Origin of the sequence: Pseudomonas rhizozeae (assembly GCF_031583775.1) — a bacterium.
In the GTDB taxonomy this organism is placed as follows: Bacteria; Pseudomonadota; Gammaproteobacteria; order Pseudomonadales; family Pseudomonadaceae; genus Aquipseudomonas.
Genome location: NZ_JAVLSB010000012.1, coordinates 1 through 25,746, shown reverse-complemented (window position 1 = coordinate 25,746; position 25,746 = coordinate 1). Strand labels below are relative to the sequence as shown.

The window sequence follows — 25,746 nt, the reverse complement described above, 5'->3', positions numbered from 1 at the left end:
AACGCTATTTTTTTGCCCGTCCTTTCCACCAAGCCAGCGCGAGGCCCCATGAGCGAGTTCTTTGCACACCACGTCGAGCTGATCCAGCGGCGCTGGCCCGCGCTGGCGGCGCGCTTGTTGGTGGAAGACACAAGCCCGTTGCAGGCTGATCTGGTGGAAGGCCTGGGTTCGACCTTGAGCGTCAACGGCATTCAGCTCACCAGCCGCCATGACCGGGTGGCCGAGGCGCAGCTACAGGCTGCAAGCCTGGCGCCGGACAGCCCGGTGCTGCATGTTTACGGCACCGGTCTGGGGGATTTGCAGGCCGAGTTGCTGGCACGTGAGCCGCTGCAGCGGCTGTACGTACACATTCTCAACGGCGCGGTGTTTGCGCTGGTCCTGCAATTGCTCGAACAACCGTGGCTGGAAGACCTGCGGGTCGAGTTGTTGTACGCCGGCGACCTCGGGGAAATCCAGTTGCCGTTTTTCGCCTTGCCATCGGAGCTGGTGCTGGCAGATGACTTCAATGCGAAGATCCGCGATCGACTGATCAGCGAAACCCACCTGGCGTTCAACAACCGCGAGTTTGACCCGCAGTCGCCGGAGATCGTCGAACGGCTGGCGGCCAGTGGCCAATTGCTGGAGCGCGATACTGATGTGGCACGGTTGTTCGGCAGCTCCGTAGACCGTGAGGTGTTCGTCATCGCCACCGGGCCGAGCCTGGAGCAGCATTTCGAGACCTTGCGCACGATCCGCCAGCGCGCTGAACGGCCGCTGTTTATCTGCGTGGACACGGCTTATCGGCCGTTGCTTGAGCACGGCATCCGGCCCGACATCGTGGTCAGCATCGACCAGCGTATTTCCGCCCGGCACTTGCCGCCGCAAGACAGCGCCGGTATCACCCTGGTCTATATGCCAATGGTCGACCCGCAGGTGCTGGGGGCGTGGCAGGGGCCGCGCTGCGTCGGCTATTCGGTCAGTCCGATCTATCAGCAGCTGCGGCAGCAACAGCCCCGTGGCGAGCTGTACGTCGGCGGCAGCGTGATTCATCCGGCGGTCGATCTGGCGGTGAAGATGGGCGCGACGCACGTCACTTTGTTCGGCGCCGATTTTGCCTTCCCGGGCAACAAGACCCACGCCGGCTGGAGTGACGGTGACCTCGGCCCGCAACTTGGGGCCGCCAAGCACTGGGTGCTGGACGGCCAGGGCCAGCGGATCAAGACCCAACTCAACTTCCGCAGCTACCTGTGCGAGCTGGAGCGCTTTATCGCCGGCCATCCGCAGGTGCGCTTCTATAACAGCAGCCGGGCCGGGGCGATGATCGTCGGCGCGCTGTATCACCCGGAGTTCGTGCAATGACTGGCCTCGCCGGTTCGATCGCCCAGGCGCAGCACTGCGCCGACCTGTTCCGGCTGGGCCGGGATGTGGAGGCAGGCTTGTTGATGGTGGACTGGGTCACGGCCGTGCAGCCAAGTGTCGAGCGCCTGCCGGACGAATTGCAGCAGGCCTGGGGCAATGTGCTGGGATTGCTGCTGGATTGCCAAGAGCGACAAAACTGGCTGGCGTTGGCTGACTACCTGCAATACGAAGCAGTGGCAGTGTTACAGGAAGGCCTGTCCTCTTAGGTACGTCGCTCGCCTTTTTCCCGAGCCGGCGTTGGCGAGCCCTTGCCAACCCCTTGCCGGCAATTCCCTGACGTCATTTTTTCGCCCGTCACCTGCTCGCAAACCCTTGATTTATGAGGGGTGGCATGGTGATGGCTTTTTTTTTTGAAATTCCCCTAAAGCAAGTTGCATTCACGACGATAACTATTACGAAGGTTCTCTAGGCCATACCCGGCGGTTGCCAGGGCCGGAAGCCGCAGTACCCAACCAACGAGGAATTCGTCATGGCTTTAACAGTAAACACCAACGTTACATCGTTGAGCGTTCAGAAGAACCTGAACCGCGCTTCCGACGCACTGTCGACTTCGATGACTCGCTTGTCTTCCGGCCTGAAAATCAACAGCGCTAAAGACGACGCCGCCGGCCTGCAAATCGCTACCCGTATGACCTCGCAAATCCGCGGTCAGACCATGGCTATCAAAAACGCCAACGACGGTATCTCGATCGCTCAGACCGCTGAAGGCGCGATGCAAGAATCGACCAACATTCTGCAGCGTATGCGTGAACTGGCCGTACAAGCTCGAAACGATTCGAACGGTACTCAAGACCGTATCGCGTTGAACAAAGAATTCGCCGCTATGTCGGACGAATTGACCCGTATCGCCAACTCCACCAACCTGAACGGCAAGAACCTGATGGACGGTTCCGCTGGCACCATGACCTTCCAGGTCGGTTCCAACACCGGTTCGGCTAACCAGATCACTCTGACCCTGGCTTCGGGCTTCGGCGCAGCAACCCTGTCGGTTGACTCGGCTACCACCCAGATCACTGGTAACAGCTCGGCTACCGCTCAAGCTTCGTTCTCGGCTGCCATCACCCGTATCGACGCCGCTCTGCAGACCATCAACAGCGCGCGTGCCGACCTCGGTGCTGCACAAAACCGTCTGACCAGCACCATCTCCAACCTGCAGAACATCAACGAAAACGCCGCTGCTGCACTGGGTCGCGTACAAGATACCGACTTCGCTGCTGAAACTGCACAGCTGACCAAGCAACAAACTCTGCAACAAGCTTCCACCGCAGTTCTGGCCCAGGCCAACCAACTGCCATCCGCTGTTCTGAAACTGCTTCAGTAATAGCTGATTGAGCTTTGGCGAGGGGTGTGCGCTGGTCGTACCCCCTCGCTTTTTTACTTTAGAGGTGATGGACATGGATATGAGCGTGAAGCTGAACTTGTCTTATCCGGCGGCCCGGCATGCAACCCCGGTTGCTGACCCTGCTGTGGAGAAGCCTCGAGCGGAAGCCGCTGCGGTGGTTGACGTCAAGGAAGTTCGCAAGACTGCCGAAACCGAGCAGGAAAAACTGAAGATGGCCGTCCAGGAAATCGAGAAGTTTGTGCAATCGGTTAAACGTAATCTAGAGTTCTCGATCGATGAGCCTTCGGGCAAAGTGGTCGTGAAGGTCATTGCCAGTGATTCCGGTGAGGTGGTCCGTCAGATCCCCAACGAAGAAATCCTGAAACTGGCCAACAGTTTGAATGACGCCAGCAGCCTGTTGTTCAGCGCCCAGGCCTGACATCTGGCACGAAATTTGTTGCTATGTTCTTTTGGGCGTTAGTGGTCAAAAGACCGGCGAAACACTGAAGGGAGTTTCACATGGCAAGTCCAATTCTACCGGGCACGGGTTTAGGTTCGGGCCTGGATACCGGGGCTATCGTCAAGGCTTTGGTTAACTCCGACAAAGCGGCCAAGCAAGGTCAGATCGACCGTGGCACCGCGACCAATACCGCGAGCATCTCCGGTATCGGCACTTTGAAGTCGTTGCTGGCCACGTTCCAGACTGCGCTCAAAGACCTGGGCAGCACCACCAACCCTCAGTTCACCGGTTTTGCCGCGACCTCGTCCGACGTCAAGATTGCTGGCGCAGTTGCCAACAACGCAGCTGTGGCGGGCACCTACAAAATTGAAATTACCCAGGTAGCCACCTCGTCGAAAGTGGCCAGCGGCGCGTTCGCCGGTGGTGCGTCGAGCGTGATTGCCCAGGGCGGCGGCCTGACGATCACCCAGAACGGCAAGAACTATTCGGTTGTGGTGCCGGACGGTTCGACCCTGCAACAGGTTCGTGACTCGATCAACAGCAAGTTCGCCACTGATGGCCTCAGCGCCAACATCGTCTCCGACCAGTTCGGTGCGCGCCTGGTGCTGGGTTCGAGCGTGACCGGTGTTGGCTCCGAAATCTCCACCAGCGGCATTCCCAGCCTGACCATGAACGGCGCGCAGAAAATCGGTTCGCCGACCACCGCGACCTCGTCGGGCGCCTTGGGCGAATTGCCGATCGACGCGATCTACACCGTCGATGGCCTGGAACGCAGCAGCAAGTCGAACACCATCACCGACGTCTCTGGTCTGTCACTGACCTTGCTCACCAAGGGCAATCTCTCGGTGACCGTGGCCGGCAACAACGATGGCCTCAAGGCGTCGATTCAGAAGTTTGTCGACGCCTACAACGCCATCGCGAACGCCGTCACGTCCCTCACCAAGCCGTCCCTGGACGACGATGGCAACCTGACTGTTTCCGCCGCGCTGACCGGTGACCCGTTGCCGCGTTCGTTGCTGGCCGCGATCCGGGCCCCTTTGTCGCAGACCGGGGCCGGCGACAAACTGACCGTGCTCTCGCAGTTGGGCATCACCACTGACCAGAAGACCGGTGCGTTGAACTTTGACTCGGTCAAGTTCAAGTCCGCGATGGAAGACAAGAAGCTCGCAGGCGAAGTGCAGACGCTGTTCACCGGGACTAACGGCCTGGTCGAGCGCATGAACAACGTGATCAAGCCGTACACCGATACCGGCGGTATCCTTGATACGCGAACCACCAACCTGAACAAAATCAAGACCAAGTTGATCAACGATCAGCAGGCGCTGGATCGTCGGGTCGAAACCCTCACGGCGACGCTGACCAAAAAGTACAACGACATGGATACCCTGGTCGGCAAGTTGAAAGCGACAGCGGCGAACATTACGTCAATGTTCGAGGCGATGAACGCTCAGCAAAAAGGCTGATACGCACAAACGCCAAAAGCCCGGCAGCGTTTTTCCACGCTCCGGGCTTTTTGTATTTGCATCTAAAGTTTTTTGACGCGTCGTCGATACACTGATTATACGAACCCAAGTTTTCAGATGAGGTAGAACATGAATCCGATGTTAGCCCTTCGCCAATACCAGAAGATTGGCGCTCAGGCGCAGACTTCCGAAGCGAGCCCCCATCGTCTGGTACAGATGCTGATGGAAGGCGGGCTGGATCGTATTGCCCAGGCCAAGGGTGCCATGGAGCGCAAGGACATTCCGAACAAGGGTGTGCTGATCGGCAAGGCCATCGGCATCATCGGTGGCTTGCGCGAAGGTCTGGACCTGGAAAATTCGGCGGACACCGTCGGCGAGCTGGACAATCTTTACACGTACATGATGAAGCGTTTGGCGGAAGCCAATATCAAGACTGACCCGAAAATCCTCGACGAAGTGGCTGATCTGCTGCGTACCGTCAAGGACGGCTGGGACGCGATTGCCGCGCCGGCCCCGCAGTTTTAAGGAGAACCACCATGAGTCTCGTACTGCAGCGAATCGAACAAACCCGTGGCGCCCTGGTAGATGCATTGGCCGAGCGCAACTGGGAAGCTATTGGTCAATTGGACCTGGCGTGCCGATCCTGTATGGAAGACGTCTTGAGTGAAGCTCCGGTGGACGAAGCCGCGTTGCGTGACAATCTTGAGGAGTTGCTGGGGGTCTATCGGCAGTTGCTTGACGCGGCAACAGGGGAAAGGCAGGCAATAGTCGACGAGATGTCACAGATCCATCAAGCACAGAACGCGGCAAAGGTTTACCATCTGTTTGGTTAATCCTTAGTTAACATCAACCCTGCGCGCGCCATAAATTTGACTGCGTACGGTTTTTTGACTTAACTAGTGGCTGTTCAAAGATTCCAGACGTACATCGGGCCGAGAGTGCCTATGGCGTCTAGCTTGCCCCTCGTTCTGGGCATTGAGTTGACAAGGGAAGTTGCTATTGCATGTGGCGTGAAACCAAAATTCTGCTGATTGATGACGATAGCGTCCGCCGCCGCGACCTGGCGGTGATTTTAAATTTTCTCGGCGAAGAAAATTTACCCTGCGGTAGCCATGACTGGCAGCAGGCTGTCGGCTCTTTGTCATCTAGTCGTGAAGTCATTTGCGTCCTCATCGGGACCGTCAATGCACCTGGCGCTGTTCTGGGCCTGTTAAAGACACTCTCAACCTGGGATGAGTTCCTTCCGGTTTTGCTGATGGGTGATAATTCTTCCCTCGACTTGCCCGAAGACCAGCGCCGCCGCGTGTTGTCGACCCTGGAAATGCCGCCCAGCTACAGCAAATTGCTGGACTCCCTGCACCGCGCCCAGGTCTATCGCGAAATGTACGACCAGGCCCGCGAGCGCGGTCGGCACCGTGAACCCAATCTGTTCCGCAGCCTCGTCGGCACCAGCCGGGCGATCCAGCACGTGCGCCAGATGATGCAGCAAGTGGCCGACACCGACGCCAGCGTGCTGATCCTCGGCGAGTCCGGCACCGGCAAGGAAGTGGTTGCGCGCAACTTGCACTACCACTCCAAGCGCCGTGATGCGCCGTTCGTGCCGGTCAACTGCGGGGCGATCCCGGCCGAGTTGCTGGAAAGCGAATTGTTCGGCCACGAGAAGGGCGCCTTCACCGGGGCGATCACCAGCCGTGCCGGGCGTTTCGAACTGGCCAATGGCGGTACGCTGTTTCTCGATGAAATCGGCGACATGCCGCTGCCGATGCAGGTCAAGCTGCTGCGCGTCTTGCAAGAACGCACCTTTGAGCGCGTGGGCAGCAACAAGACCCAAAGCGTCGACGTGCGCATCATCGCCGCGACCCACAAGAATCTCGAAAGCATGATCGAGATCGGCACCTTCCGTGAAGACCTCTATTACCGTCTGAACGTGTTCCCGATCGAGATGGCGCCACTGCGCGAGCGTGTCGAAGACATTCCGCTGCTGATGAACGAACTGATCTCGCGCATGGAGCACGAGAAGCGCGGTTCGATCCGCTTCAATTCCGCCGCGATCATGTCGCTGTGTCGTCACGGCTGGCCGGGCAACGTCCGCGAGCTGGCGAACCTGGTGGAGCGTATGGCGATCATGCACCCGTACGGGGTGATCGGCGTGGTCGAGCTGCCGAAGAAATTCCGCTACGTCGACGACGAAGATGAGCAACTGGTCGACACCTTGCGCAGCGACCTCGAAGAGCGGGTGGCCATCAACGGGCACACGCCGGACTTCAGCGCTGGCGCCACGCTGCCGCCGGAAGGCCTGGACCTCAAAGATTACCTCGGTGGCCTTGAGCAAGGGCTGATTCAGCAGGCGCTGGACGATGCCAACGGTATCGTTGCGCGGGCAGCTGAACGTTTGCGCATCCGCCGCACCACCCTGGTGGAGAAGATGCGCAAGTACGGCATGAGCCGTCGTGAAGGTGATGAACAGGCGGATGATTGACGCCTGTTTTACAAGCGCTTCATAACTAAGCGGTTTTTTTTAGGCACGGGTATTGCTAAGTCCCTCGCAACGTTCCGTTTAACTGACGGTCAGCCAAGCGAGAGAGCACGATGCCCCAAGCCGCCCAGATGTCTCCTGTCCCCCAGTCTGCGTTGGTGCCCACCTCCGTGGAGCAGGCCAGTCGGCTGGGTCTTGAGCAGGCGTTCTCGCTGTTCAACCAGGTGTCCAGCCAACTCAACGACTCCTACAGCATGCTCGAAGCCCGGGTCACCGAGCTCAAGGGCGAGTTGGCGGTGGTCAGCGCCCAGCGCATGCAGGAGCTGGCGGAAAAAGAACGGCTGGCCAATCGTCTGCAAAACCTCCTCGATCTGTTGCCCGGCGGCGTGATTGTCATCGACGCCCAAGGCATCGTGCGCGAAGCCAACCCGGCCGCCAGCGACATGCTGGGCCTGCCGCTGGAAGGTCAGCTGTGGCGCGAAGTCATTGCCCGCTGCTTCGCCCCGCGCGAAGACGATGGTCACGAAATTTCCCTCAAGGACGGCCGTCGCTTGTCCATCGCCACTCGCTCGCTCGACGCCGAGCCGGGGCAGTTGGTGTTGCTCACCGATCTCACCGAAACCCGTCACCTGCAAGGGCAACTGGCGCGCAATGAGCGGCTTTCGTCCCTCGGGCGCATGGTCGCATCTCTGGCGCATCAGATCCGCACACCGCTGTCCGCCGCCTTGCTCTATGCCAGCCACCTGACCGAGCAAGCGTTGCCGGTGGACACCCAGCAGCGCTTCGCCGGGCGCCTCAAGGAGCGCCTGCATGAGCTCGAACATCAAGTGCGCGACATGCTGGTGTTCGCCCGTGGCGAGTTGCCGCTGACCGACCGCGTCACGCCCCGGGAGTTGATGCAATCGTTACAGGCCGCCGCCCTGACTCATGTGCGCGATCTGCCGATGCGCTGGCAGTGCGACAGCCATACCGGTGAACTGCTGTGCAATCGCGACACCCTGGTGGGCGCGGTACTCAACCTGATTGAAAACGCAGTTCAGGCCAGCGCCGGCAATGTGCGTCTGAAAGTGCATGTGTACACCCGCGGCAACGTCTTGCGTGTGTGCGTCAGTGACACCGGCAGCGGCATTGATAAAGCGGTGCTGGCGCGGCTCGGCGAACCTTTCTTCACCACCAAGACCACCGGCACCGGCCTCGGCCTGACCGTGGTCAAAGCCGTGGCGCGTGCGCATCAGGGCGAATTGCAATTGCATTCACGCCCCGGACGCGGCACCTGCGCGCTGCTGACCTTGCCGCTGTTCAGTGCGCAAGCGTCGAACCGTTGCGATGGAGCCGAGTGACCGACATGGGAATCAAGGTGTTGCTGGTCGAGGATGACCGCTCGTTACGTGAAGCGCTGGCCGATACCTTGCTGCTGGCCGGGCATGACTACAAAGCCGTCGGTTCCGCCGAGGAGGCGCTGGAGGCGGTGGCCTGCGAGCCGTTCAGTCTGGTGGTCAGCGACGTCAATATGCCGGGCATGGACGGTCATCAATTGCTCGGCTTGCTGCGCAGTCGCCAACCGCAACTGCCGGTGCTGCTGATGACCGCCCATGGCGCGGTCGAGCGGGCAGTGCAGGCGATGCGTCAGGGTGCCGCCGATTACCTGGTCAAGCCCTTCGAACCCAAAGCTTTGCTCGACCTCGTCGCCCGTCATGCCCTCGGTACATTGGCGGCGGTAGAGGGTGACGGGCCGATTGCCTTTGAGTCGGCCAGTGTGCAATTGCTGGAGCTCGCCGCACGGGTGGCGCGCAGTGATTCAACGGTGTTGATCTCCGGCGAGTCCGGTACCGGCAAGGAAGTGCTGGCGCGCTACATCCATCAACAGTCGTCCCGGGCCAGTCAGCCGTTCATTGCGATCAACTGCGCGGCGATTCCCGACAACATGCTCGAAGCCACGCTGTTCGGTCATGAGAAGGGCTCGTTTACCGGCGCCATCGCGGCGCAGGCCGGCAAGTTCGAACAGGCCGACGGTGGCACTATCCTGCTCGACGAAATTTCCGAAATGCCTCTCGGGCTGCAAGCCAAGTTGTTGCGGGTGCTGCAAGAGCGTGAAGTCGAGCGTGTCGGTGGGCGCAAGCCGATCACCCTGGACATCCGCGTGGTTGCCACCACTAACCGCGATCTCGCCGGGGAAGTGGCGGCGGGGCGCTTCCGTGAGGACTTGTACTATCGCCTGTCGGTGTTCCCTCTCGCCTGGCGCCCGTTGCGCGAACGCACCGCCGATATCCTGCCGCTGGCCGAGCGCCTGCTGGCCAAACACGTCAATAAAATGAAGCACGCCGCCGCCAGGCTGTCGGCGGAGGCGCAAGCCTGCCTGATTGGGTACCCGTGGCCTGGCAATGTGCGAGAGCTGGACAACGCGATCCAGCGCGCCCTGATTCTGCAGCAAGGCGGGCTGATCCAGCCGCAGGATTTCTGCCTGACCGGCCCGGCGCTGTTCGCGCCGCTGCCGCCGTCCATGCCCCTGCCGATGGCGGTCGCGCCCATGGCGCGGGCCGCCGAGGTCGACGCCGCGCCGCCCGGTGAATCCGCCGGGGGGTTGGGTGATGACCTGCGCCGCCGCGAGTTCCAGATGATCATCGACACCCTGCGCGCCGAGCGCGGCCGCCGCAAGGAAGCCGCCGAGCGCCTGGGCATCAGCCCGCGCACCCTGCGCTACAAGCTGGCGCAGATGCGCGACGCCGGGATGGACGTCGAGGCCTACCTGTTCGCCACCTGAAATGCCTGACAGGGCTTTTTGTAGGGCGCAGGCGTGGACTGGCACCGTTGTTGCTAATACCTAGGTACCCGCCGAGTGAGTGTCAAAAAAACGCGGGCCGCCAAACGACACGTTGCTCGTCAAAGAGAGAAATCATGAGCCAAGGTATTGAATTCAATCGGTTGATGTTGGACATGCGCTCCATGCAAATGGATGCCATGTCGGCCTCGAAATCGACTGCCGTCGTTCCGCAAATGAGTGGCAGCAGTTTTTCCGACATGCTCGGTCAGGCCGTCAATAAAGTGAACGATACCCAGCAGGCGTCCAGCCAATTGGCCAGTGCCTTCGAAATCGGCAAGAGCGGCGTCGACCTCACCGATGTGATGATTTCTTCGCAGAAAGCCAGTGTCTCGTTCCAGGCTCTGACCCAAGTGCGCAACAAGCTGGTCCAGGCCTACCAAGACATCATGCAGATGCCGGTCTAAGGAAGATATTGAGTCATGGCAGAAGCAGTCGCCGATAACGTTCCGGCCAAGGCCACCCCGATAGACGGCAAACCGCCGTTGTTCGGCCTGTCCTTCCTGGAAAACCTCTCCGAGATGACCATGCTGCGTCAGGTCGGCCTGTTGGTGGGCCTGGCCGCGAGCGTGGCGATTGGTTTTGCCGTGGTGCTGTGGTCGCAGCAACCGGACTACCGGCCACTGTACGGCAGCCTTGCCGGCATGGACGCCAAGCAGGTCATGGACACCCTGGCCGCTGCCGACATTCCTTACACCGTCGAACCCAATTCCGGCGCCTTGCTGGTCAAGGCCGATGACCTCGCCCGCGCGCGCCTGAAACTGGCCGGCGCCGGTGTCTCGCCCACCGACGGCAACATCGGTTTTGAAATCCTCGACAAGGACCAGGGCCTTGGCACCAGTCAGTTCATGGAAGCCACGCGCTACCGTCGCGGTCTCGAAGGCGAACTGGCACGCACCATCTCCAGCCTGAACAACGTCAAGGGTGCGCGTGTGCACCTGGCGATTCCGAAGAGTTCGGTGTTCGTGCGCGATGAACGCAAGCCCAGCGCCTCAGTATTGGTTGAACTGTATTCCGGCCGCTCCCTGGAGCCAGGCCAAGTGGTGGCCATCGTCAATCTGGTGGCGACCAGCGTTCCCGAGCTCAGCAAATCGCAGATCACCGTGGTCGACCAGAAGGGCAACCTGTTGTCGGACCAAGCGGAGAACTCCGAACTGACCATGGCCGGCAAGCAGTTCGATTACAGCCGCCGCATGGAGAGCATGCTCACCCAACGCGTGCACAATATCTTGCAACCGGTATTGGGCAACGACCGCTATAAAGCCGAAGTCTCGGCTGACGTGGATTTCAGCGCCGTCGAGTCGACCTCCGAGCAATTCAACCCGGACCAGCCGGCGCTGCGCAGCGAGCAATCGACCTCCGAACAACGCACCGCCAGCAATGGCCCGCAAGGCGTACCGGGCGCCTTGAGTAACCAGCCGCCAGCGCCGGCCGCCGCGCCGCAAACCACTGGCGGCGCCACCGCATCCGCCGGCATGGTGCAGCCAGGTCAACCGCTGCTGGACGCCAACGGTCAACAGATTATGGACCCGGCCACCGGCCAGCCGATGCTCGCGCCGTACCCGGCGGACAAGCGTTCACAATCGACCAAAAACTTCGAGCTCGATCGCTCCATCAGCCACACCAAGCAGCAACAGGGCCGTCTCAATCGCCTGTCGGTGTCGGTGGTGGTCGATGATCAGGTCAAGGTCAACGCGGCCAATGGCGAGACCAGCCGTGCGCCGTGGAGCGCCGACGAATTGGCGCGCTTCACTCGCCTGGTGCAGGACGCGGTCGGTTTCGACGCCAGCCGGGGTGACAGTGTCAGCGTGATCAACATGCCGTTCTCCGCCGAGCGCGGCGAAGTGATTGCCGACATTCCGTTCTACTCGCAACCCTGGTTCTGGGACATCGTCAAGCAAGTGCTGGGTGTGCTGTTCATCCTGGTGCTGGTGTTCGGCGTGCTGCGTCCGGTGCTCAACAACATCACCGGTGGCGGCAAGGGCAAGCAACTGGCGGTCGGCAGCGACGTCGAGCTGGGCGGTATGGGTGGCCTGGATGGCGAGCTGGCCAACGACCGCGTCAGCCTCGGCGGCCCGCAAAGCATTCTGCTGCCAAGCCCGAGCGAAGGCTATGACGCTCAGTTGAATGCAATCAAGAGTCTGGTGGCCGAAGATCCGGGTCGCGTGGCCCAGGTCGTGAAAGAGTGGATTAACGCAGATGAGTGATAACCGAGCCGCTACCGTCAAACTGACCAAGGTCGACAAAGCCGCGATTCTGCTGCTGTCCCTTGGCTCAACCGATGCCGCGCAGGTGCTGCGCCACATGGGCCCGAAAGAGGTCCAGCGGGTTGGCGTGGCCATGGCCCAGATGGGCAACGTGCACCGTGAGCAGGTCGAGCAGGTGATGAGCGAGTTCGTCGACATCGTCGGCGACCAGACCAGCCTCGGCGTCGGCTCCGATGACTACGTGCGCAAAATGCTCACTCAGGCCCTGGGCGAAGACAAGGCCAATGGCCTGATCGATCGCATCCTGCTCGGCGGCAACACCAGCGGCCTCGACAGCCTCAAGTGGATGGAGCCGCGCGCCGTGGCCGACGTGATCCGCTACGAACACCCGCAGATCCAGGCGATCGTGGTCGCATACCTCGACCCGGACCAGGCCGGTGAAGTGCTCGGCAACTTCGACCACAAAGTGCGCCTGGACATCATCCTGCGCGTGTCGTCGTTGAACACCGTGCAGCCGGCGGCCTTGAAAGAATTGAACCAGATTCTCGAGAAGCAGTTCTCGGGCAATTCCAATGCCTCGCGCACCACGCTGGGTGGCATCAAGCGCGCGGCCGACATTATGAACTTCCTCGACAGCTCGATCGAAGGCCAACTCATGGATTCGATCCGCGAAGTCGACGAAGACCTGTCCGGTCAGATCGAAGACCTCATGTTCGTGTTCAACAACCTGGCCGACGTCGACGACCGTGGCATCCAGGCGCTGTTGCGCGAAGTTTCTTCCGATGTGCTGGTGCTGGCCCTCAAGGGTTCGGACGAAGGCGTCAAGGAGAAGATCTTCAAGAACATGTCCAAGCGTGCCGCCGAACTGTTGCGCGACGACCTCGAAGCCAAGGGCCCGGTGCGCGTCAGCGACGTGGAAACCGCGCAGAAAGAAATCCTCACCATCGCCCGCCGTATGGCCGAAGCCGGGGAAATCGTTCTCGGCGGCAAGGGCGGCGAGGAAATGATCTAAGCCCATGGCCAAGATTGATGAGTCGCCCTCTGACCTGATTCGTGCCAGAGACGTCAGGGGTTTTGATACCTGGTCGATGCCCAGCTTCGACCCGTTTGTCCCTGAGCCCGAGCCGGAACCGGAGCCCGAGCCGCCGGAAATGGAAGAAGTGCCGCTGGATGAAGTCCAGCCACTGACCCTCGAAGAACTCGAAAGCATCCGTCAGGAGGCTTACAACGAAGGCTTCGCTATTGGCGAGAAAGAAGGTTTTCACAGCACCACGCTCAAGGTCCGCCAGGAGGCCGACGTAGCGCTCGCGGCCAAGGTCGCCAGCCTCGAGGCCCTGATGGTCAACTTGCTGGAGCCGATCGCCGAGCAGGACACGCAGATCGAAAAAGCCCTGGTGGACCTGGTGCAGCACATCACCCGCCAGGTAATCCAGCGCGAACTGGCCATCGACTCGACGCACATCGAACACGTCATGCGCGACGCTCTCAAGCTGTTGCCGCTGGGCGTGGGCAACGTGCGGCTGTACATCAATCCTCAGGATTTCGAACAGGTCAAAGCCCTGCGCGAACGCCATGAGGAAACCTGGCGCATCGTCGAAGACGAATCGCTGCTGCCCGGCGGTTGCCGGGTCGAGACCGAGCACAGCCGCATCGACGCCACCGTCGAAACGCGGGTGGCGCAGGTGATGGACAAGCTGTTCGATCAACTCCACGAACAAGCCCTGCACCCGGCCGCCCCGGACCTGAGCCTGGAGCTGCCGCTGGACGCCAAGCCGGACAGCGCCACCGTCGAGCCGGAACTGGACGACCCCGATGCGCCTTGATCGCACCAGTTTCGCCAAGCGCCTGAGCAGCTACGCCGAAGTTACGGAACTGCCTGGCGCGCCGATTCTCGAAGGTCGCCTGTTGCGCATGGTCGGCCTCACACTCGAAGCCGAAGGCCTGCGCGCCGCCATGGGCGCGCGCTGCATGGTGATCAACGACGACAGCTATCACCCGGTGCAGGTCGAAGCCGAGGTCATGGGCTTTTCTGGCACTAAAGTATTTCTGATGCCGGTGGGCAGCGTCGCTGGGATCGCCCCTGGTGCCCGCGTGGTGCCGCTGGCCGACACCGGTCGCCTGCCGATGGGCATGAGCATGCTCGGGCGGGTGCTGGATGGCGCCGGCCGGGCGCTGGATGGCAAGGGCGGGATGAAGGCGGAAGACTGGGTGCCGATGGACGGCCCGACCATCAACCCGCTTAAGCGTGACCCCATCAGCCAGCCGCTGGACGTTGGCATCCGCTGTATCAACGGCTTGCTCACTGTCGGTCGTGGCCAGCGCCTGGGCCTGTTCGCCGGTACCGGCGTCGGTAAGAGTGTGCTGTTGGGCATGATGACCCGGTTTACCGAGGCCGACATTATTGTGGTCGGGCTGATCGGCGAGCGGGGGCGCGAAGTGAAGGAATTCATCGAGCACATCCTCGGTGAAGAAGGGCTCAAGCGCTCCGTGGTGGTGGCGTCCCCGGCGGACGATGCGCCGCTGATGCGTTTGCGCGCGGCCATGTACTGCACGCGCATCGCCGAGTATTTCCGCGACAAGGGCAAGAACGTCCTGTTGCTCATGGATTCGCTGACCCGTTTCGCCCAGGCGCAGCGGGAAATCGCCCTGGCCATTGGCGAGCCGCCGGCGACCAAGGGTTATCCGCCGTCGGTGTTCGCTAAACTGCCGAAACTGGTGGAACGTGCCGGTAACGCCGAGAAGGGCGGCGGTTCGATCACCGCGTTCTACACCGTGCTGTCCGAAGGCGACGACCAACAAGACCCGATCGCCGACTCGGCGCGGGGCGTGCTCGACGGGCACATCGTGCTGTCGCGGCGCCTGGCCGAAGAGGGGCATTACCCGGCCATCGACATCGAAGCGTCGATCAGCCGGGTAATGCCTTCGGTGGTCAGCAAGGAACACATGGCCCGGGCGCAGATGTTCAAACAATACTGGTCGCGTTATCAGCAGAGCCGCGACCTGATTAGCGTCGGCGCCTACGTGCCCGGCGGTGACCGCGAAACCGACACCGCGATCAACCTGCAACCGGCCATGGTCGGTTACTTGCGCCAGGGTTTGAACGACAACATTGGCATGGGCGCCAGCGAGCATCACCTGGCAACCATTTTCGCCCCGGCGCCGGGCGGCTAACCGGCCATGGCTCAAAGCCGCGCGGCACGCCTGGCACCGGTCGTGGACATGGCCGAGAAGGCGGAAAAAACCGCCGTCTTGCGCATGGGTCACTTCCAGGGCCAGGTGCGGGTGGCGGAAAGCAAACTGGCAGACCTCGAAGCTTTTCGCCTGGAATACTCCGAGCAGTGGATCGTGCGCGGCAGCAGCGGGGTGACCGGCCAGTGGTTGCTTGGCTACCAGGGCTTCCTGGCGCAGTTGGGGACTGCCATCGATCAACAGCGCCAAAGCCTGCAATGGCACCAGAACAACCTGGATAAATCCCGCGAAGCCTGGCAGCAGGCTTTCGCTCGCGTCGAAGGGTTGCGTAAACTGGTGCAGCGTTACATCGATGAAGCGCGGCAACTGGAAGACAAGCGCGAGCAAAAACTCCTCGACGAATTGTCCCAACGCCTGCCACGGCAAAACCCCTACTAAGTGTTATCACCATCAGATTCTTGCCCAAGCTTGTACCAGGTGCTAAACCTTGTACACGTTTGCCCATGACAAGGAAGCCACAGCATGTCAGTCGTTGCAGAAGTATCTGGGGGGAAGTTGACGATTTCGATCATCGGTCGCTTCGATTTCGCCAAGCATCAGGAATTTCGCGAATCCTACGAGTTGTTGGATACAAAGCCGAAGTCCATCGTCGTTGACCTGAGGGAGTCCAGCTACCTCGACAGTTCGGCGCTGGGGATGTTGTTGCTGCTGCGCGACCATGCCGGCGGTGATGACTCCGACGTGAGGCTGATCAACAGCAGTTCGGACGTGCGCAAGATTCTCGCGATTTCCAATTTCGACAAACTGTTCGACATCAGTTGAGCAGCCTGGCGCTACCGTCGGGAGCCCTGACGGTTTTGATTGCCGAAGACAGCACCGCCGACCGGATGCTGCTGTCGGGTATCGTCCGTCGTCAGGGCCATCAAGTGCTGACGGCGGCCAACGGTGCCGAAGCGGTGAACGCGTTTCGCCAGCAGGCCCCCGACCTGGTGCTGATGGACGCAATGATGCCAGTGATGGATGGGTTCGAAGCGGCCCGGCACATCAAGGCATTGGCCGGCGAAACCCTGGTGCCGATTATCTTCCTCACCTCGCTGACCGAAAGCGAAGCACTGGCGCGCTGCCTCGACGCCGGCGGTGACGACTTTCTGGCGAAGCCCTACAACCCGGTGATCCTCGCGGCCAAGATCAAGGCCATGGATCGCTTGCGGCGCTTGCAGGCCACGGTGCTGGAACAGCGTGACCTGATCGCCCGCCACCACGAATACCTGCTCAACGAACAGCGCGTGGCCAAAGCGGTGTTCGACAAGGTCGCGCATTCCGGATGCCTCAGCGCGCCGAACATACGCTACCTGCAATCGCCCTATGCGCTGTTCAATGGCGATCTGCTGCTGGCGGCGTTCACCCCGGCCGGCGATATGCATGTGCTGCTCGGCGATTTCACCGGCCACGGTTTGCCGGCGGCAGTGGGCGCCATGCCCCTGGCGGAAGTGTTCTACGGCATGACCGCCAAGGGCTACGGCCTGGCGGAAACCCTGCGCGAGATGAACGCCAAGCTCAAGCGCATCCTGCCAGTGGACATGTTTTGCTGTGCGACCCTGATCAGCCTGAGCTTCCAGCGCCGCTCGGTCGAGGTGTGGAACGGCGGCATGCCCGACGGCTATTTGCACGACATTGCCACCGGCGCGCGTAAGCCATTGACGGCACGGCACCTGCCGTTGGGCGTACTCAGCCCGCAAGCGTTCGACGATCGCACTGAAGTCTTTCCGATGGCGGTGGGGGATCGAGTGTTCCTGCTGTCCGACGGGGTGATCGACACCAGCGACGTCAACGAACAGTTGTTCGGGGTTGAGCGCTTGCAGCAGGTGTTCGCTGCCAATCGCGACCCAGACCTGTTGTTCGAGGATATCGAGCAGGCGTTGCGCGACTTCCGCGGCCAGGCCCGGGACGATGTGAGCATGGTCGAAGTCAGCCTGCTGGAAGCGACGCAACTGGCACCGCCGCCCATGGTTTACTCCGACAGCGGTCAGTGCAGCCCGCTGGATTGGCTGGTGAATTTCGAGTTTCGCGTGGCCACCCTCAAGCGCTTCAATCCTCTGCCGTTCATGCTGCAATTGCTGCTGGAAGTGCATGGATTGCGCGCGCAAAGTGGTGCGCTGTACAGCGTCCTCGCCGAACTCTATTCCAACGCGCTGGAGCACGGCGTGTTAGGCCTTGATTCGAGCCTCAAGCGCGATGCACAGGGGTTTGCGCGTTATTACCAGTTGCGCAACGAGCGACTGGAGCAATTGCAGGACGGCTATATTCGTGTGCAGTTGCAGGTGGAACCGCATGCGCAGGGCGGTCGCCTGATTATCCATGTGGAAGACAGCGGTGCCGGTTTCGATGTCGGGAAAGTGATGGCCCGGCCAGTGGACGAGGGCCGTCTGTCGGGGCGCGGCGTCAGCCTGATCCGGCAGTTGAGCCGCAGCGCTGAATGGTCCGACGATGGGCGCCGTGTGCGCGTGGAGTTTTGTTGGGAGGCTCTGGCATAATCCCGCGCATTCTTGATCAGGGAGCGAGCAAGTGGCTGACACACATCTGGATCACGGCGTGCTGATCGCGTTACAGGACGTCATGGAGGAGGAATACCCACTGTTGTTGGATACTTTCCTCGCCGACTCCGAAGAACGTCTGCGGTTGTTGCGGATGGCGCAAGATGCCGGGCAAATCATCGATGCCGCCCACAGTTTCAAGGGCAGCAGCAGCAACATGGGCGCCCTGCACCTGGCGGCGCTGTGCCATCAGCTGGAACAGCGCGCCAAAGAGCACAACCTAGCCGATGTCGAATCGCTGGTGCTGGCCATCGATCGGGAGTTCGCTCTGGTGCGACCGCAATACGAAGCTGAACGCCAGCGTTCACAGGCGGACGCCGACGCCGTTCGGCGCTTTTAAGCGCACCGCGCTGAATCTGGCTCGACCCTTGCAATCAACTCCGTCACCTGTACCTACGATTCCAGTGCAGCGGAGACCGTTTCATGGCTGTTAACCCCAATTTGCTGCTCCAGGCTGCCGCGCAGGCCAAGACCCAAGCCGTCACCGCCAATTCACCGGCGGTGGCTGCGGCCCCTGCGGACAAGGCGTCGAGCTTCGCCCAAGTGTTCGCCGACCAGGCCCAGAGCAAGCCCGCTGACAAGAAAGATGTGGCTGCCAAACCGTCTCAGGACAAAGCCAGCGACGCGTCGGTGAAGAAGCCTGCTGCCGACGATAAATCTGCCGCTCCCGAGTCGACCGTTGCCGATAGCGGCAAAAGCTTGCCCGCCGACAAACCGGCGGCCAGTGACGACCAGGCCGATGCGGATGCCGACGACGCGCCTGAGAGCACCACGCCAGTAGCGGACACCGCGCCGGTCGATCCGGCTCTCGATCCGGCCTTGGTGCAAGTCGTGCAACCGAGCGTGCCAGCGGTCACCGTAGAAACGCCAACTGTGGTGACTACGCCAGCATTGCCGGTGGAAGAGCCGTTGCCCGCTGCTACTGCAGTGGCTGCCGCCCCGGCCGTGGCCATTGACCCGAATTTCGATCCGTCCGCCGATCCGCTGGATGATCTGCCAGCGGTACGCCTGGCCATGGAACAGAGCGGCCACGTCTCCGCCGCCAGCCAGGCGCAACCCAAGGCCACGCCCGCCCAGGCGCAAGCCGAAGGTGACCCGACTTCCGCGCAAACGTTCGCTGCCGGCATGGCCAGCATGCTCGACGTGCAGGCTGACCAGGACAGCACCAGCCAGGGCGGCGAAAAGGCGTTCAGCGGGCTGATCGATGACGGCCTCAAGGACCTGAAATCCGCCACCAGCGACACCCGCGTCGATGACTTCGCCAATCGCCTCGCGGCGTTGACCCAGGCCGCCACGCCGAAGACCGCCAACGCCGTGCCGGTCAACCAGCCGATCGCCATGCACCAGAGTGGCTGGACCGAAGAAGTGGTCAACCGGGTGATGTACCTGTCCAGTGCCAACCTCAAGGCCGCCGACATTCAGTTGCAGCCGGCCGAACTGGGGCGCCTGGACATCCGCGTCAACATGGTTCCGGACCAGCAGACCCAAGTGACCTTCATGAGCGCCCATCCAAGCGTGCGCGAAGCCCTCGACGGGCAAATGCATCGCCTGCGTGACATGTTCGCCCAACAGGGTATGGGCCAGGTCGACGTCAACGTGTCCGACCAGTCCCGTGGTTCACAGCAGCAAGAGCAGCAGGCGCAACAACAGGCGCAGAGCGGCCGCACCAGCGCCAGCGGCGGTCGTCTCGACGCCATGGACGACGAACTCGCGCCAACGGTGACTGAGGTCGCTGCGGCGGCAACCAGCGTGATTGGCTCCAGCGCGGTCGACTATTACGCCTGACCGCGAACTCTGTGAGGGCTGGCTTGCCAGCGATAGCGGTGTATCAGTCGATGATGAGGTTGACTGTCAGGTCGTCATCGCTGGCAAGCCAGCTCCCACAGGGGCCGCCTCGAGCGATTTTGATCTGCTCTGCTTTTTGTGGTGAGGGGGCTTGCCCCCGTTGGGCTGCGAAGCGGCCCCCCGCTTTTGCTTCAAGCTCGATCAGGCATTGCTTCTACGGTACTGGCGAGCCGGACAGTACGGCGATCCGCCGATTATCCAGCGGCTGCCAGTCAGCCTTCGCGAGCAGGCTCGCTCCCACTGGGGGCGCCCCCACCGATTTCCCCCTCCGTTACTTCTGGCATAACACTTGCTCTTGCCTTGCCGTGCGACTGTGAAAACCCGATTAGTGACGGATTATTGGCATGGCGAAGAGTGACGCAGCAGTAAAAGAACCGGTCAACAGAGGCAAGCTCAAGCTGATCATCGTGATCGTGCTGGCCCTGCTGCTGGCGGTCGGCCTATCCGTGGGGGCGACCTGGTATTTCATGCACAGCGCGCAGGCCAAGCCGGCGCCCGCCGCCGATGCGGCACCGGTAGGCAAGCAACCGGCGATTTTTGAACCGCTCGCGCCGGCGTTTGTCGCCAATTACACGCAGAACGGCCGCCAGCGCTACATGCAAGTGAGCATCACCATGCTCGGGCGCAATCAGGCCGATCTGGAAGCCTTGAAAGTGCACATGCCGGTGATCCGCAATAACCTGGTCATGCTGTTCTCCGGGCAGAGCTTCGATAGCCTGGCCACCCCGGTCGGCCAGGAAATGCTGCGCCAGAAAGCCACGGCCAGCGTGCAGGAAGTGGCTCAGAAAGAGCTCGGCAAAGTGGTGATCGAACAGCTGCTCTTCACTAATTTCGTACTGCAGTAGGAACACGACATGGCCGTGCAGGACCTGCTGTCCCAGGATGAAATCGATGCGCTGTTGCATGGCGTCGATGATGGTCTGGTACAGACCGATACCGTTGCCGAACCCGGCAGCGTCAAAAGCTACGACTTGACCAGTCAGGATCGCATCGTCCGTGGACGCATGCCGACCCTGGAGATGATCAACGAGCGTTTCGCCCGTTACACCCGCATCAGCATGTTCAACATGTTGCGTCGTTCGGCGGACGTGGCGGTGGGCGGCGTGCAGGTGATGAAGTTCGGCGAATACGTGCACTCGCTGTACGTACCGACCAGCCTCAATCTGGTCAAGATCAAGCCGCTGCGCGGTACGGCCCTGTTCATCCTCGACGCCAAACTGGTGTTCAAGCTGGTGGACAACTTCTTCGGCGGCGACGGCCGTCACGCGAAGATCGAAGGGCGTGAATTCACCCCGACCGAACTGCGCGTCGTGCGCATGGTGCTGGAGCAGGCCTTCATCGATTTGAAAGAAGCCTGGCAGGCGATCATGGAAGTCAATTTCGAGTACATCAACTCGGAAGTGAACCCGGCCATGGCCAACATCGTCGGCCCGAGCGAGGCCATTGTGGTGTCGACTTTCCACATCGAACTCGATGGCGGTGGCGGTGACCTGCACGTGACCATGCCGTACTCGATGATCGAGCCGGTGCGCGAAATGCTCGATGCCGGTTTCCAGTCCGACCTCGACGACCAGGACGAACGCTGGGTCAACGCCCTGCGCCAGGACGTGCTGGATGTCGACGTACCGCTCAGTGCCACCGTTGCCCGTCGCCAGTTGAAATTGCGCGACATCCTGCACATGCAGCCGGGGGATGTGATCCCGGTGGAGATGCCGGAAGAGATGATCATGCGCGCCAACGGCGTGCCGGCCTTCAAGGTCAAGATGGGCTCGCACAAAGGCAACCTCGCGTTGCAAGTGATCGAGCCGATCGAGCGTCGCTGAGCGGCGCCTTCCCCCTAATTGAATTCTTGACCGCCGAGGACAAACGATGAATGACGATATGAACGCCCAGGACGACCAGGCTCTGGCCGATGAATGGGCTGCCGCCCTGGAAGAAACCGGTGCTGCCGGCCAGGACGATATCGATGCGCTGCTCGCCGCCGACGCCGCCACCGCGCCGTCTTCCAATCGCTTGCCGATGGAAGAATTCGGCAGTTCGCCGAAGAGCAACGAGCAAGTGACTCTCGACGGTCCGAACCTGGACGTGATCCTCGACATCCCGGTGTCGATCTCGATGGAAGTCGGTAGCACCGACATCAACATCCGAAACCTGCTGCAACTCAACCAGGGTTCGGTGATCGAGCTTGATCGCCTGGCCGGCGAGCCGCTGGATGTGCTGGTCAACGGCACGCTCATCGCCCACGGCGAAGTGGTGGTGGTCAACGAAAAGTTCGGCATTCGCCTGACTGACGTGATCAGCCCAAGCGAACGCATCAAGAAGCTGCGCTAAGTGAAGCGGCTTCTCGGCTTTTTGCTGCTGTTGCCATTCAGCGTATTGGCAGCGGACCCGGCGGCGACTGCGCCCGCCGCTGCTGTGGCGGCTCCGGTGGCCAGCAGTGGTATCGCGGGACAACTGACGCAGTTGGTGCTGGGCCTGTTGCTGGTGCTGGGACTGATCTTCTTTCTCGCCTGGATGTTGCGTCGCGTGCAGCAGGCCGGTCCGGCGGGCAAGGGCCAGGTGATCCAGTTGATCGGCTCCCGCGCCCTCGGCCCGCGTGATCGTCTGATGCTGGTGCAAGTGGGCAACGAGCAGATTCTGCTCGGTCTGAGCCCCGGCACCATCACCGCGCTGCACGTGCTCAAAGAGCCGGTGCAAGTACCCGATGCCCAGCAGGCGACCCCGGAATTTGCCCAGCGCTTGATGGAGCTGTTGGGCAAGGACAATAAGGACAAAAAGTAATGCCGTTGCGCATCCTTTTGGCGTTGCTGCTGATGCTGGCCGCGCCGCTGGCCTTCGCTGCCGACCCGCTGTCGATTCCGGCGATCACCCTTGGTACCAATGCCGACGGCGCCCAGGAATATTCGGTCAGCTTGCAGATCCTGCTGATCATGACCGCGCTGAGTTTCATCCCGGCGTTCGTCATGCTGATGACCAGTTTCACCCGGATCATCATTGTCTTCTCGATCCTGCGCCAAGCTCTCGGCTTGCAGCAAACGCCGTCGAACCAGATTCTCACCGGCATGGCACTGTTCCTGACGCTGTTCATCATGGCGCCAGTGTTCGACCGGGTGAATCAGGATGCGCTGCAGCCTTACCTGGCGGAAAAACTCACCGCCCAGGACGCGGTGGCCAAGGCCCAGGTGCCGATCAAGGACTTCATGCTTGCGCAAACCCGCAGCAGTGACCTTGAGCTGTTCATGCGCCTGTCCAAGCGCACCGACATCGCTACGCCGGACCAGGCGCCGCTGACCATTCTGGTTCCGGCGTTCGTGACGTCCGAGCTGAAAACCGCGTTCCAGATCGGTTTCATGATCTTCATTCCGTTCCTGATCATCGACCTGGTGGTGGCAAGTATCCTGATGGCCATGGGTATGATGATGCTGTCGCCGCTGATCATTTCCCTGCCGTTCAAAATCATGCTGTTCGTGCTGGTGGATGGCTGGGCGCTGATCATTGGCACCCTGGCCAGTAGCTTCGGCGGTGTTTCGCCATGACGCCGGAAGTTGCGGTCGACATCTTCCGTGAAGCCCTGTGGCTGACCACTATGATGGTCGCTGTGCTGGTCATCCCGAGCCTGTTGGTCGGCCTGATCGTGGCGATGTTCCAGGCCGCGACCCAGATCAACGAACAAACCCTGAGCTTCCTGCCGCGCCTGCTGGTGATGCTAGTGACCTTGATCGTCGCCGGGCCGTGGCTGGTGCAGACCTTCATGGAATACATCCTGCAGTTGTACGGCAGCATTCCGCAGGTCATTGGCTAAGCCATGCAATCGCTGCTGCAACTGACCGACACGCAGATCAGCACCTGGGTGGCGACCTTCATGTTGCCGCTGTTTCGCATCGGCGCCTTGCTGATGGTCATGCCGGTGTTTGGCACAACCCTGGTGCCCACGCGGGTGCGGCTGTATTTCGCCCTGGCGATCACCGTGGTGATCGCGCCCGGCTTACCGCCCCTGCCGGCGGTCAATCCGCTGGACTTGAGCGGCTTGCTGCTGATTGGCGAACAGATCCTGATCGGTGCGGTGCTGGGATTTTCCTTGCAGTTGTTCTTCCAGGCGTTCGTGGTGGCGGGGCAGATCGTCGCGATCCAGATGGGCATGGGCTTCGCTTCGATGATCGACCCTACCAACGGCGTGTCGGTGGCGGTGATCGGGCAATTCTTCACCATGCTGGTGACGTTGCTGTTCCTCTCGATGAATGGCCACCTGGTGGTGTTCGAAGTGCTCACTGAGAGCTTCACCACGCTGCCGGTGGGCAGCGGTTTCATGGTCAATCACTATTGGGAGCTGGCCGGCAAACTGGGCTGGGTGCTGGGCGCCGCGCTGTTGCTGGTGCTGCCGGCGATCACCGCGCTGCTGGTGGTGAACATCGCGTTCGGCGTGATGACCCGCGCCGCGCCGCAACTGAACATTTTCTCCATCGGCTTCCCGCTGACCCTGGTGCTCGGCCTGTTCATCGTCTGGGTCGGGCTGGCCGACCTTCTCAATCAGTATCAACCGCTGGCCGTCGAGGCCCTGCAGTTGTTACGCGAACTGGCACAGGCGCGCTGAGTCATGGCTGAGAGCGAAAGCGGTCAGGACAAAACAGAAGACCCCACGGAGAAACGCAAAAAGGACTCCCGGGAAAAGGGCGAGATTGCCCGGTCGAAAGAGCTCAATACCCTAGCAATCATGCTCGCCGGCGCCGGCGGCCTGCTGATTTTTGGCGGCGCGCTGGCGCAGGACATGATGGAACTGATGCGCATGAACTTCTCGCTGCCCCGCGAGGTGATCATGGACCAGCGCGCCATGGGCAGCTATTTGCTGCATTCCGGGCAGATCGCATTGGTGGCCATTCAGCCGGTGATGATCACCTTGCTGCTGGCGGCGATCATCGGCCCAATTTCCCTGGGTGGCTGGCTGTTCGCCGCCGGCTCGCTGGCCCCGAAATTCAGCCGCATGAACCCCGGCGCCGGCCTCAAACGAATGTTTTCCACCAAGGCATTGGTGGAGCTGCTCAAGGCCTTGGCCAAGTTTTTCATCGTGCTGTTCGTCGCGCTCGTGGTGTTGCAGTCGGACATCGACGATTTGCTGCGCATCGCTCATGAACCACTGGACATGGCGATTATCCACAGCTTGCAATTGGTGGGCTGGAGCACTCTGTGGATGGCCTGCGGGCTGATCATCATCGCTGCCGTCGACGTGCCGGTGCAGCTGTGGGAGAGCCACAAGAAACTGCTGATGACCAAGCAGGAAGTCCGCGACGAGCACAAGGACCAGGAAGGCCGGCCGGAGGTCAAGCAACGGATTCGTCAGTTGCAGCGCGAGATGTCGCAGCGGCGGATGATGGCGGCGATTCCCGAAGCCGACGTGGTGATCACCAACCCGACGCACTACGCCGTCGCGCTCAAGTACGACCCGGACAAGGGGAATGCGCCGGTGTTGCTGGCCAAGGGCAGTGACTTCCTGGCGCTGAAGATTCGCGAAATCGCCGTGGCCAACGAAGTGTTGCTGCTGGAGTCGCCAGCCCTGGCTCGTTCGATCTATTACTCGACCGAGCTGGAGCAGGAAATCCCGGGCGGGCTGTACCTGGCGGTGGCGCAGGTGTTGGCCTATGTCTACCAGATCCGCCAGCACCGCGCGGGCAAGGGTAAGCGGCCGGAGCCGTTCAATCAGGATCTGCCGATCCCACCGGAATTGCGCCGCGATTCCTGAGTCGTCCCGCTGATGGGAGTCTGCCGGCTCTGGGCGGCGTTCCGACGAAGGCTATCTCCCTGTTGACCAAGTAAATTGCGGATGTCCCCGAACCCTGTGGGAGCTTGGCTTGCCAGCGATGACTTTTTATCAGGCACTAGAAATTTTGCAGGTGTACATATCCATTCCTTTGGTGATGGCTGATATAGGTTCCGCTCTTACAGCGGGTTACTTGGAAAAGCGCCAAGTAACCAAGCGCTCT

28 protein-coding genes are annotated in these 25,746 nt (G+C 61.2%); all 28 read left to right on the top strand.

Going from position 1 to position 25,746, the window contains the following annotated elements; all coding sequences use genetic code 11:
- Positions 1-48 precede the first annotated feature (48 nt).
- Positions 49-1,338 (top strand): motility associated factor glycosyltransferase family protein, encoded by a 1,290-nt coding sequence (locus RG836_RS02725; protein ID WP_310843010.1) that lies wholly within the window; start codon positions 49-51, stop codon positions 1,336-1,338.
- Entirely contained in the window at positions 1,335-1,604 is a 270-nt protein-coding gene (locus RG836_RS02720) for a hypothetical protein (RefSeq protein WP_310843009.1), read from the top strand. Before RG836_RS02725 ends, RG836_RS02720 begins: the two co-directional genes overlap by 4 nt.
- Before the next feature lie 263 nt (positions 1,605-1,867).
- Positions 1,868-2,719, top strand: a complete 852-nt coding sequence (locus RG836_RS02715) for a flagellin domain-containing protein (protein ID WP_310843008.1) — start codon at positions 1,868-1,870, stop codon at positions 2,717-2,719.
- Between the two features lie 73 nt (positions 2,720-2,792).
- Positions 2,793-3,158, top strand: coding sequence for a flagellar protein FlaG (locus RG836_RS02710; protein ID WP_310843006.1), 366 nt, complete (start codon positions 2,793-2,795; stop codon positions 3,156-3,158).
- An 80-nt stretch (positions 3,159-3,238) separates the two neighbouring features.
- Positions 3,239-4,642 carry a flagellar filament capping protein FliD gene (gene fliD / locus RG836_RS02705; RefSeq protein ID WP_310843005.1) on the top strand — a complete coding sequence of 468 codons (1,404 nt, stop codon included), beginning with the start codon at positions 3,239-3,241 and terminating at the stop codon, positions 4,640-4,642.
- Positions 4,643-4,771: 129 nt separating this feature from the next.
- Positions 4,772-5,167 (top strand): flagellar export chaperone FliS, encoded by a 396-nt coding sequence (fliS, locus tag RG836_RS02700; protein WP_310843004.1) that lies wholly within the window; start codon positions 4,772-4,774, stop codon positions 5,165-5,167.
- A gap of 11 nt (positions 5,168-5,178) precedes the next feature.
- On the top strand, positions 5,179-5,475 hold the full coding sequence (locus RG836_RS02695; RefSeq protein ID WP_310843003.1) for a flagellar protein FliT: 297 nt from the start codon (positions 5,179-5,181) through the stop codon (positions 5,473-5,475).
- A 170-nt stretch (positions 5,476-5,645) separates the two neighbouring features.
- Complete coding sequence (locus RG836_RS02690) at positions 5,646-7,121, top strand: sigma-54 dependent transcriptional regulator (RefSeq protein ID WP_310843002.1); 1,476 nt, start codon at positions 5,646-5,648, stop codon at positions 7,119-7,121.
- A gap of 128 nt (positions 7,122-7,249) precedes the next feature.
- Positions 7,250-8,458 (top strand): sensor histidine kinase, encoded by a 1,209-nt coding sequence (locus tag RG836_RS02685; RefSeq protein ID WP_310843001.1) that lies wholly within the window; start codon positions 7,250-7,252, stop codon positions 8,456-8,458.
- 5 nt (positions 8,459-8,463) lie between these two features.
- Positions 8,464-9,879 (top strand): sigma-54-dependent transcriptional regulator, encoded by a 1,416-nt coding sequence (locus tag RG836_RS02680; RefSeq protein ID WP_310843036.1) that lies wholly within the window; start codon positions 8,464-8,466, stop codon positions 9,877-9,879.
- Between the two features lie 134 nt (positions 9,880-10,013).
- Positions 10,014-10,343: a flagellar hook-basal body complex protein FliE gene (gene fliE / locus RG836_RS02675; RefSeq protein ID WP_310842999.1), complete on the top strand. Its 330-nt coding sequence runs from the start codon at positions 10,014-10,016 to the stop codon at positions 10,341-10,343.
- 15 nt (positions 10,344-10,358) lie between these two features.
- Positions 10,359-12,143, top strand: a complete 1,785-nt coding sequence (gene fliF / locus RG836_RS02670) for a flagellar basal-body MS-ring/collar protein FliF (RefSeq protein ID WP_310842998.1) — start codon at positions 10,359-10,361, stop codon at positions 12,141-12,143.
- A complete protein-coding gene (fliG, locus tag RG836_RS02665; RefSeq protein WP_016771079.1) occupies positions 12,136-13,155 on the top strand; it encodes a flagellar motor switch protein FliG in 1,020 nt (339 codons plus the stop codon). Before fliF ends, fliG begins: the two co-directional genes overlap by 8 nt.
- A 4-nt stretch (positions 13,156-13,159) precedes the next feature.
- The gene (fliH, locus tag RG836_RS02660) at positions 13,160-13,966 is read left to right on the top strand and encodes a flagellar assembly protein FliH (RefSeq protein WP_310842991.1); all 807 of its coding nucleotides are present in this window, start codon (positions 13,160-13,162) and stop codon (positions 13,964-13,966) included.
- Positions 13,956-15,314, top strand: coding sequence for a flagellar protein export ATPase FliI (fliI, locus tag RG836_RS02655; protein ID WP_310842990.1), 1,359 nt, complete (start codon positions 13,956-13,958; stop codon positions 15,312-15,314). Before fliH ends, fliI begins: the two co-directional genes overlap by 11 nt.
- 6 nt (positions 15,315-15,320) lie before the next feature.
- On the top strand, positions 15,321-15,770 hold the full coding sequence (fliJ, locus tag RG836_RS02650; RefSeq protein ID WP_310842988.1) for a flagellar export protein FliJ: 450 nt from the start codon (positions 15,321-15,323) through the stop codon (positions 15,768-15,770).
- A gap of 84 nt (positions 15,771-15,854) precedes the next feature.
- Positions 15,855-16,154, top strand: a complete 300-nt coding sequence (locus RG836_RS02645) for an STAS domain-containing protein (RefSeq protein ID WP_310842986.1) — start codon at positions 15,855-15,857, stop codon at positions 16,152-16,154.
- 5 nt (positions 16,155-16,159) lie between these two features.
- Positions 16,160-17,866, top strand: a complete 1,707-nt coding sequence (locus RG836_RS02640) for an ATP-binding SpoIIE family protein phosphatase (protein ID WP_409078050.1) — start codon at positions 16,160-16,162, stop codon at positions 17,864-17,866.
- 31 nt (positions 17,867-17,897) lie between these two features.
- Positions 17,898-18,266, top strand: a complete 369-nt coding sequence (locus tag RG836_RS02635; protein WP_310842983.1) for an Hpt domain-containing protein — start codon at positions 17,898-17,900, stop codon at positions 18,264-18,266.
- Between the two features lie 83 nt (positions 18,267-18,349).
- Positions 18,350-19,711: a flagellar hook-length control protein FliK gene (locus RG836_RS02630; RefSeq protein ID WP_310842981.1), complete on the top strand. Its 1,362-nt coding sequence runs from the start codon at positions 18,350-18,352 to the stop codon at positions 19,709-19,711.
- A 404-nt stretch (positions 19,712-20,115) separates the two neighbouring features.
- Positions 20,116-20,616 carry a flagellar basal body-associated protein FliL gene (gene fliL / locus RG836_RS02625; RefSeq protein WP_310842979.1) on the top strand — a complete coding sequence of 167 codons (501 nt, stop codon included), beginning with the start codon at positions 20,116-20,118 and terminating at the stop codon, positions 20,614-20,616.
- A 9-nt stretch (positions 20,617-20,625) separates the two neighbouring features.
- The gene (gene fliM, locus RG836_RS02620; RefSeq protein WP_310842977.1) at positions 20,626-21,594 is read left to right on the top strand and encodes a flagellar motor switch protein FliM; all 969 of its coding nucleotides are present in this window, start codon (positions 20,626-20,628) and stop codon (positions 21,592-21,594) included.
- A gap of 46 nt (positions 21,595-21,640) precedes the next feature.
- On the top strand, positions 21,641-22,102 hold the full coding sequence (gene fliN, locus RG836_RS02615; protein ID WP_310842975.1) for a flagellar motor switch protein FliN: 462 nt from the start codon (positions 21,641-21,643) through the stop codon (positions 22,100-22,102).
- Positions 22,103-22,552, top strand: a complete 450-nt coding sequence (fliO, locus tag RG836_RS02610; RefSeq protein ID WP_310842972.1) for a flagellar biosynthetic protein FliO — start codon at positions 22,103-22,105, stop codon at positions 22,550-22,552.
- A complete protein-coding gene (fliP, locus tag RG836_RS02605; RefSeq protein ID WP_310842969.1) occupies positions 22,552-23,307 on the top strand; it encodes a flagellar type III secretion system pore protein FliP in 756 nt (251 codons plus the stop codon). Before fliO ends, fliP begins: the two co-directional genes overlap by 1 nt.
- Positions 23,304-23,573 carry a flagellar biosynthesis protein FliQ gene (gene fliQ / locus RG836_RS02600; RefSeq protein WP_096509573.1) on the top strand — a complete coding sequence of 90 codons (270 nt, stop codon included), beginning with the start codon at positions 23,304-23,306 and terminating at the stop codon, positions 23,571-23,573. The genes fliP and fliQ overlap by 4 nt, the downstream gene beginning before the upstream one ends.
- Positions 23,574-23,576: 3 nt before the next feature.
- Entirely contained in the window at positions 23,577-24,362 is a 786-nt protein-coding gene (fliR, locus tag RG836_RS02595; protein WP_310842966.1) for a flagellar biosynthetic protein FliR, read from the top strand.
- 3 nt (positions 24,363-24,365) lie between these two features.
- The gene (gene flhB, locus RG836_RS02590; protein ID WP_310842963.1) at positions 24,366-25,505 is read left to right on the top strand and encodes a flagellar biosynthesis protein FlhB; all 1,140 of its coding nucleotides are present in this window, start codon (positions 24,366-24,368) and stop codon (positions 25,503-25,505) included.
- Positions 25,506-25,746 lie beyond the last annotated feature (241 nt).

Coding starts and splice junctions, on each gene's coding strand:
- fliJ (WP_310842988.1), top strand. CDS start 15,321: ATGGCTCAAAGCCGCGCGGCACGCCTGGCACCGGTCGTGGACATGGCC.
- fliQ (WP_096509573.1), top strand. CDS start 23,304: ATGACGCCGGAAGTTGCGGTCGACATCTTCCGTGAAGCCCTGTGGCTG.
- RG836_RS02630 (WP_310842981.1), top strand. CDS start 18,350: ATGGCTGTTAACCCCAATTTGCTGCTCCAGGCTGCCGCGCAGGCCAAG.
- fliE (WP_310842999.1), top strand. CDS start 10,014: ATGAGCCAAGGTATTGAATTCAATCGGTTGATGTTGGACATGCGCTCC.
- fliP (WP_310842969.1), top strand. CDS start 22,552: ATGCCGTTGCGCATCCTTTTGGCGTTGCTGCTGATGCTGGCCGCGCCG.
- RG836_RS02695 (WP_310843003.1), top strand. CDS start 5,179: ATGAGTCTCGTACTGCAGCGAATCGAACAAACCCGTGGCGCCCTGGTA.
- RG836_RS02680 (WP_310843036.1), top strand. CDS start 8,464: ATGGGAATCAAGGTGTTGCTGGTCGAGGATGACCGCTCGTTACGTGAA.
- fliH (WP_310842991.1), top strand. CDS start 13,160: ATGGCCAAGATTGATGAGTCGCCCTCTGACCTGATTCGTGCCAGAGAC.
- fliR (WP_310842966.1), top strand. CDS start 23,577: ATGCAATCGCTGCTGCAACTGACCGACACGCAGATCAGCACCTGGGTG.
- RG836_RS02710 (WP_310843006.1), top strand. CDS start 2,793: ATGGATATGAGCGTGAAGCTGAACTTGTCTTATCCGGCGGCCCGGCAT.
- fliM (WP_310842977.1), top strand. CDS start 20,626: ATGGCCGTGCAGGACCTGCTGTCCCAGGATGAAATCGATGCGCTGTTG.
- RG836_RS02690 (WP_310843002.1), top strand. CDS start 5,646: ATGTGGCGTGAAACCAAAATTCTGCTGATTGATGACGATAGCGTCCGC.
- fliI (WP_310842990.1), top strand. CDS start 13,956: ATGCGCCTTGATCGCACCAGTTTCGCCAAGCGCCTGAGCAGCTACGCC.
- fliF (WP_310842998.1), top strand. CDS start 10,359: ATGGCAGAAGCAGTCGCCGATAACGTTCCGGCCAAGGCCACCCCGATA.
- RG836_RS02715 (WP_310843008.1), top strand. CDS start 1,868: ATGGCTTTAACAGTAAACACCAACGTTACATCGTTGAGCGTTCAGAAG.
- fliS (WP_310843004.1), top strand. CDS start 4,772: ATGAATCCGATGTTAGCCCTTCGCCAATACCAGAAGATTGGCGCTCAG.
- RG836_RS02725 (WP_310843010.1), top strand. CDS start 49: ATGAGCGAGTTCTTTGCACACCACGTCGAGCTGATCCAGCGGCGCTGG.
- fliN (WP_310842975.1), top strand. CDS start 21,641: ATGAATGACGATATGAACGCCCAGGACGACCAGGCTCTGGCCGATGAA.
- fliL (WP_310842979.1), top strand. CDS start 20,116: ATGGCGAAGAGTGACGCAGCAGTAAAAGAACCGGTCAACAGAGGCAAG.
- flhB (WP_310842963.1), top strand. CDS start 24,366: ATGGCTGAGAGCGAAAGCGGTCAGGACAAAACAGAAGACCCCACGGAG.
- RG836_RS02645 (WP_310842986.1), top strand. CDS start 15,855: ATGTCAGTCGTTGCAGAAGTATCTGGGGGGAAGTTGACGATTTCGATC.
- RG836_RS02685 (WP_310843001.1), top strand. CDS start 7,250: ATGTCTCCTGTCCCCCAGTCTGCGTTGGTGCCCACCTCCGTGGAGCAG.
- RG836_RS02720 (WP_310843009.1), top strand. CDS start 1,335: ATGACTGGCCTCGCCGGTTCGATCGCCCAGGCGCAGCACTGCGCCGAC.
- fliG (WP_016771079.1), top strand. CDS start 12,136: ATGAGTGATAACCGAGCCGCTACCGTCAAACTGACCAAGGTCGACAAA.
- fliD (WP_310843005.1), top strand. CDS start 3,239: ATGGCAAGTCCAATTCTACCGGGCACGGGTTTAGGTTCGGGCCTGGAT.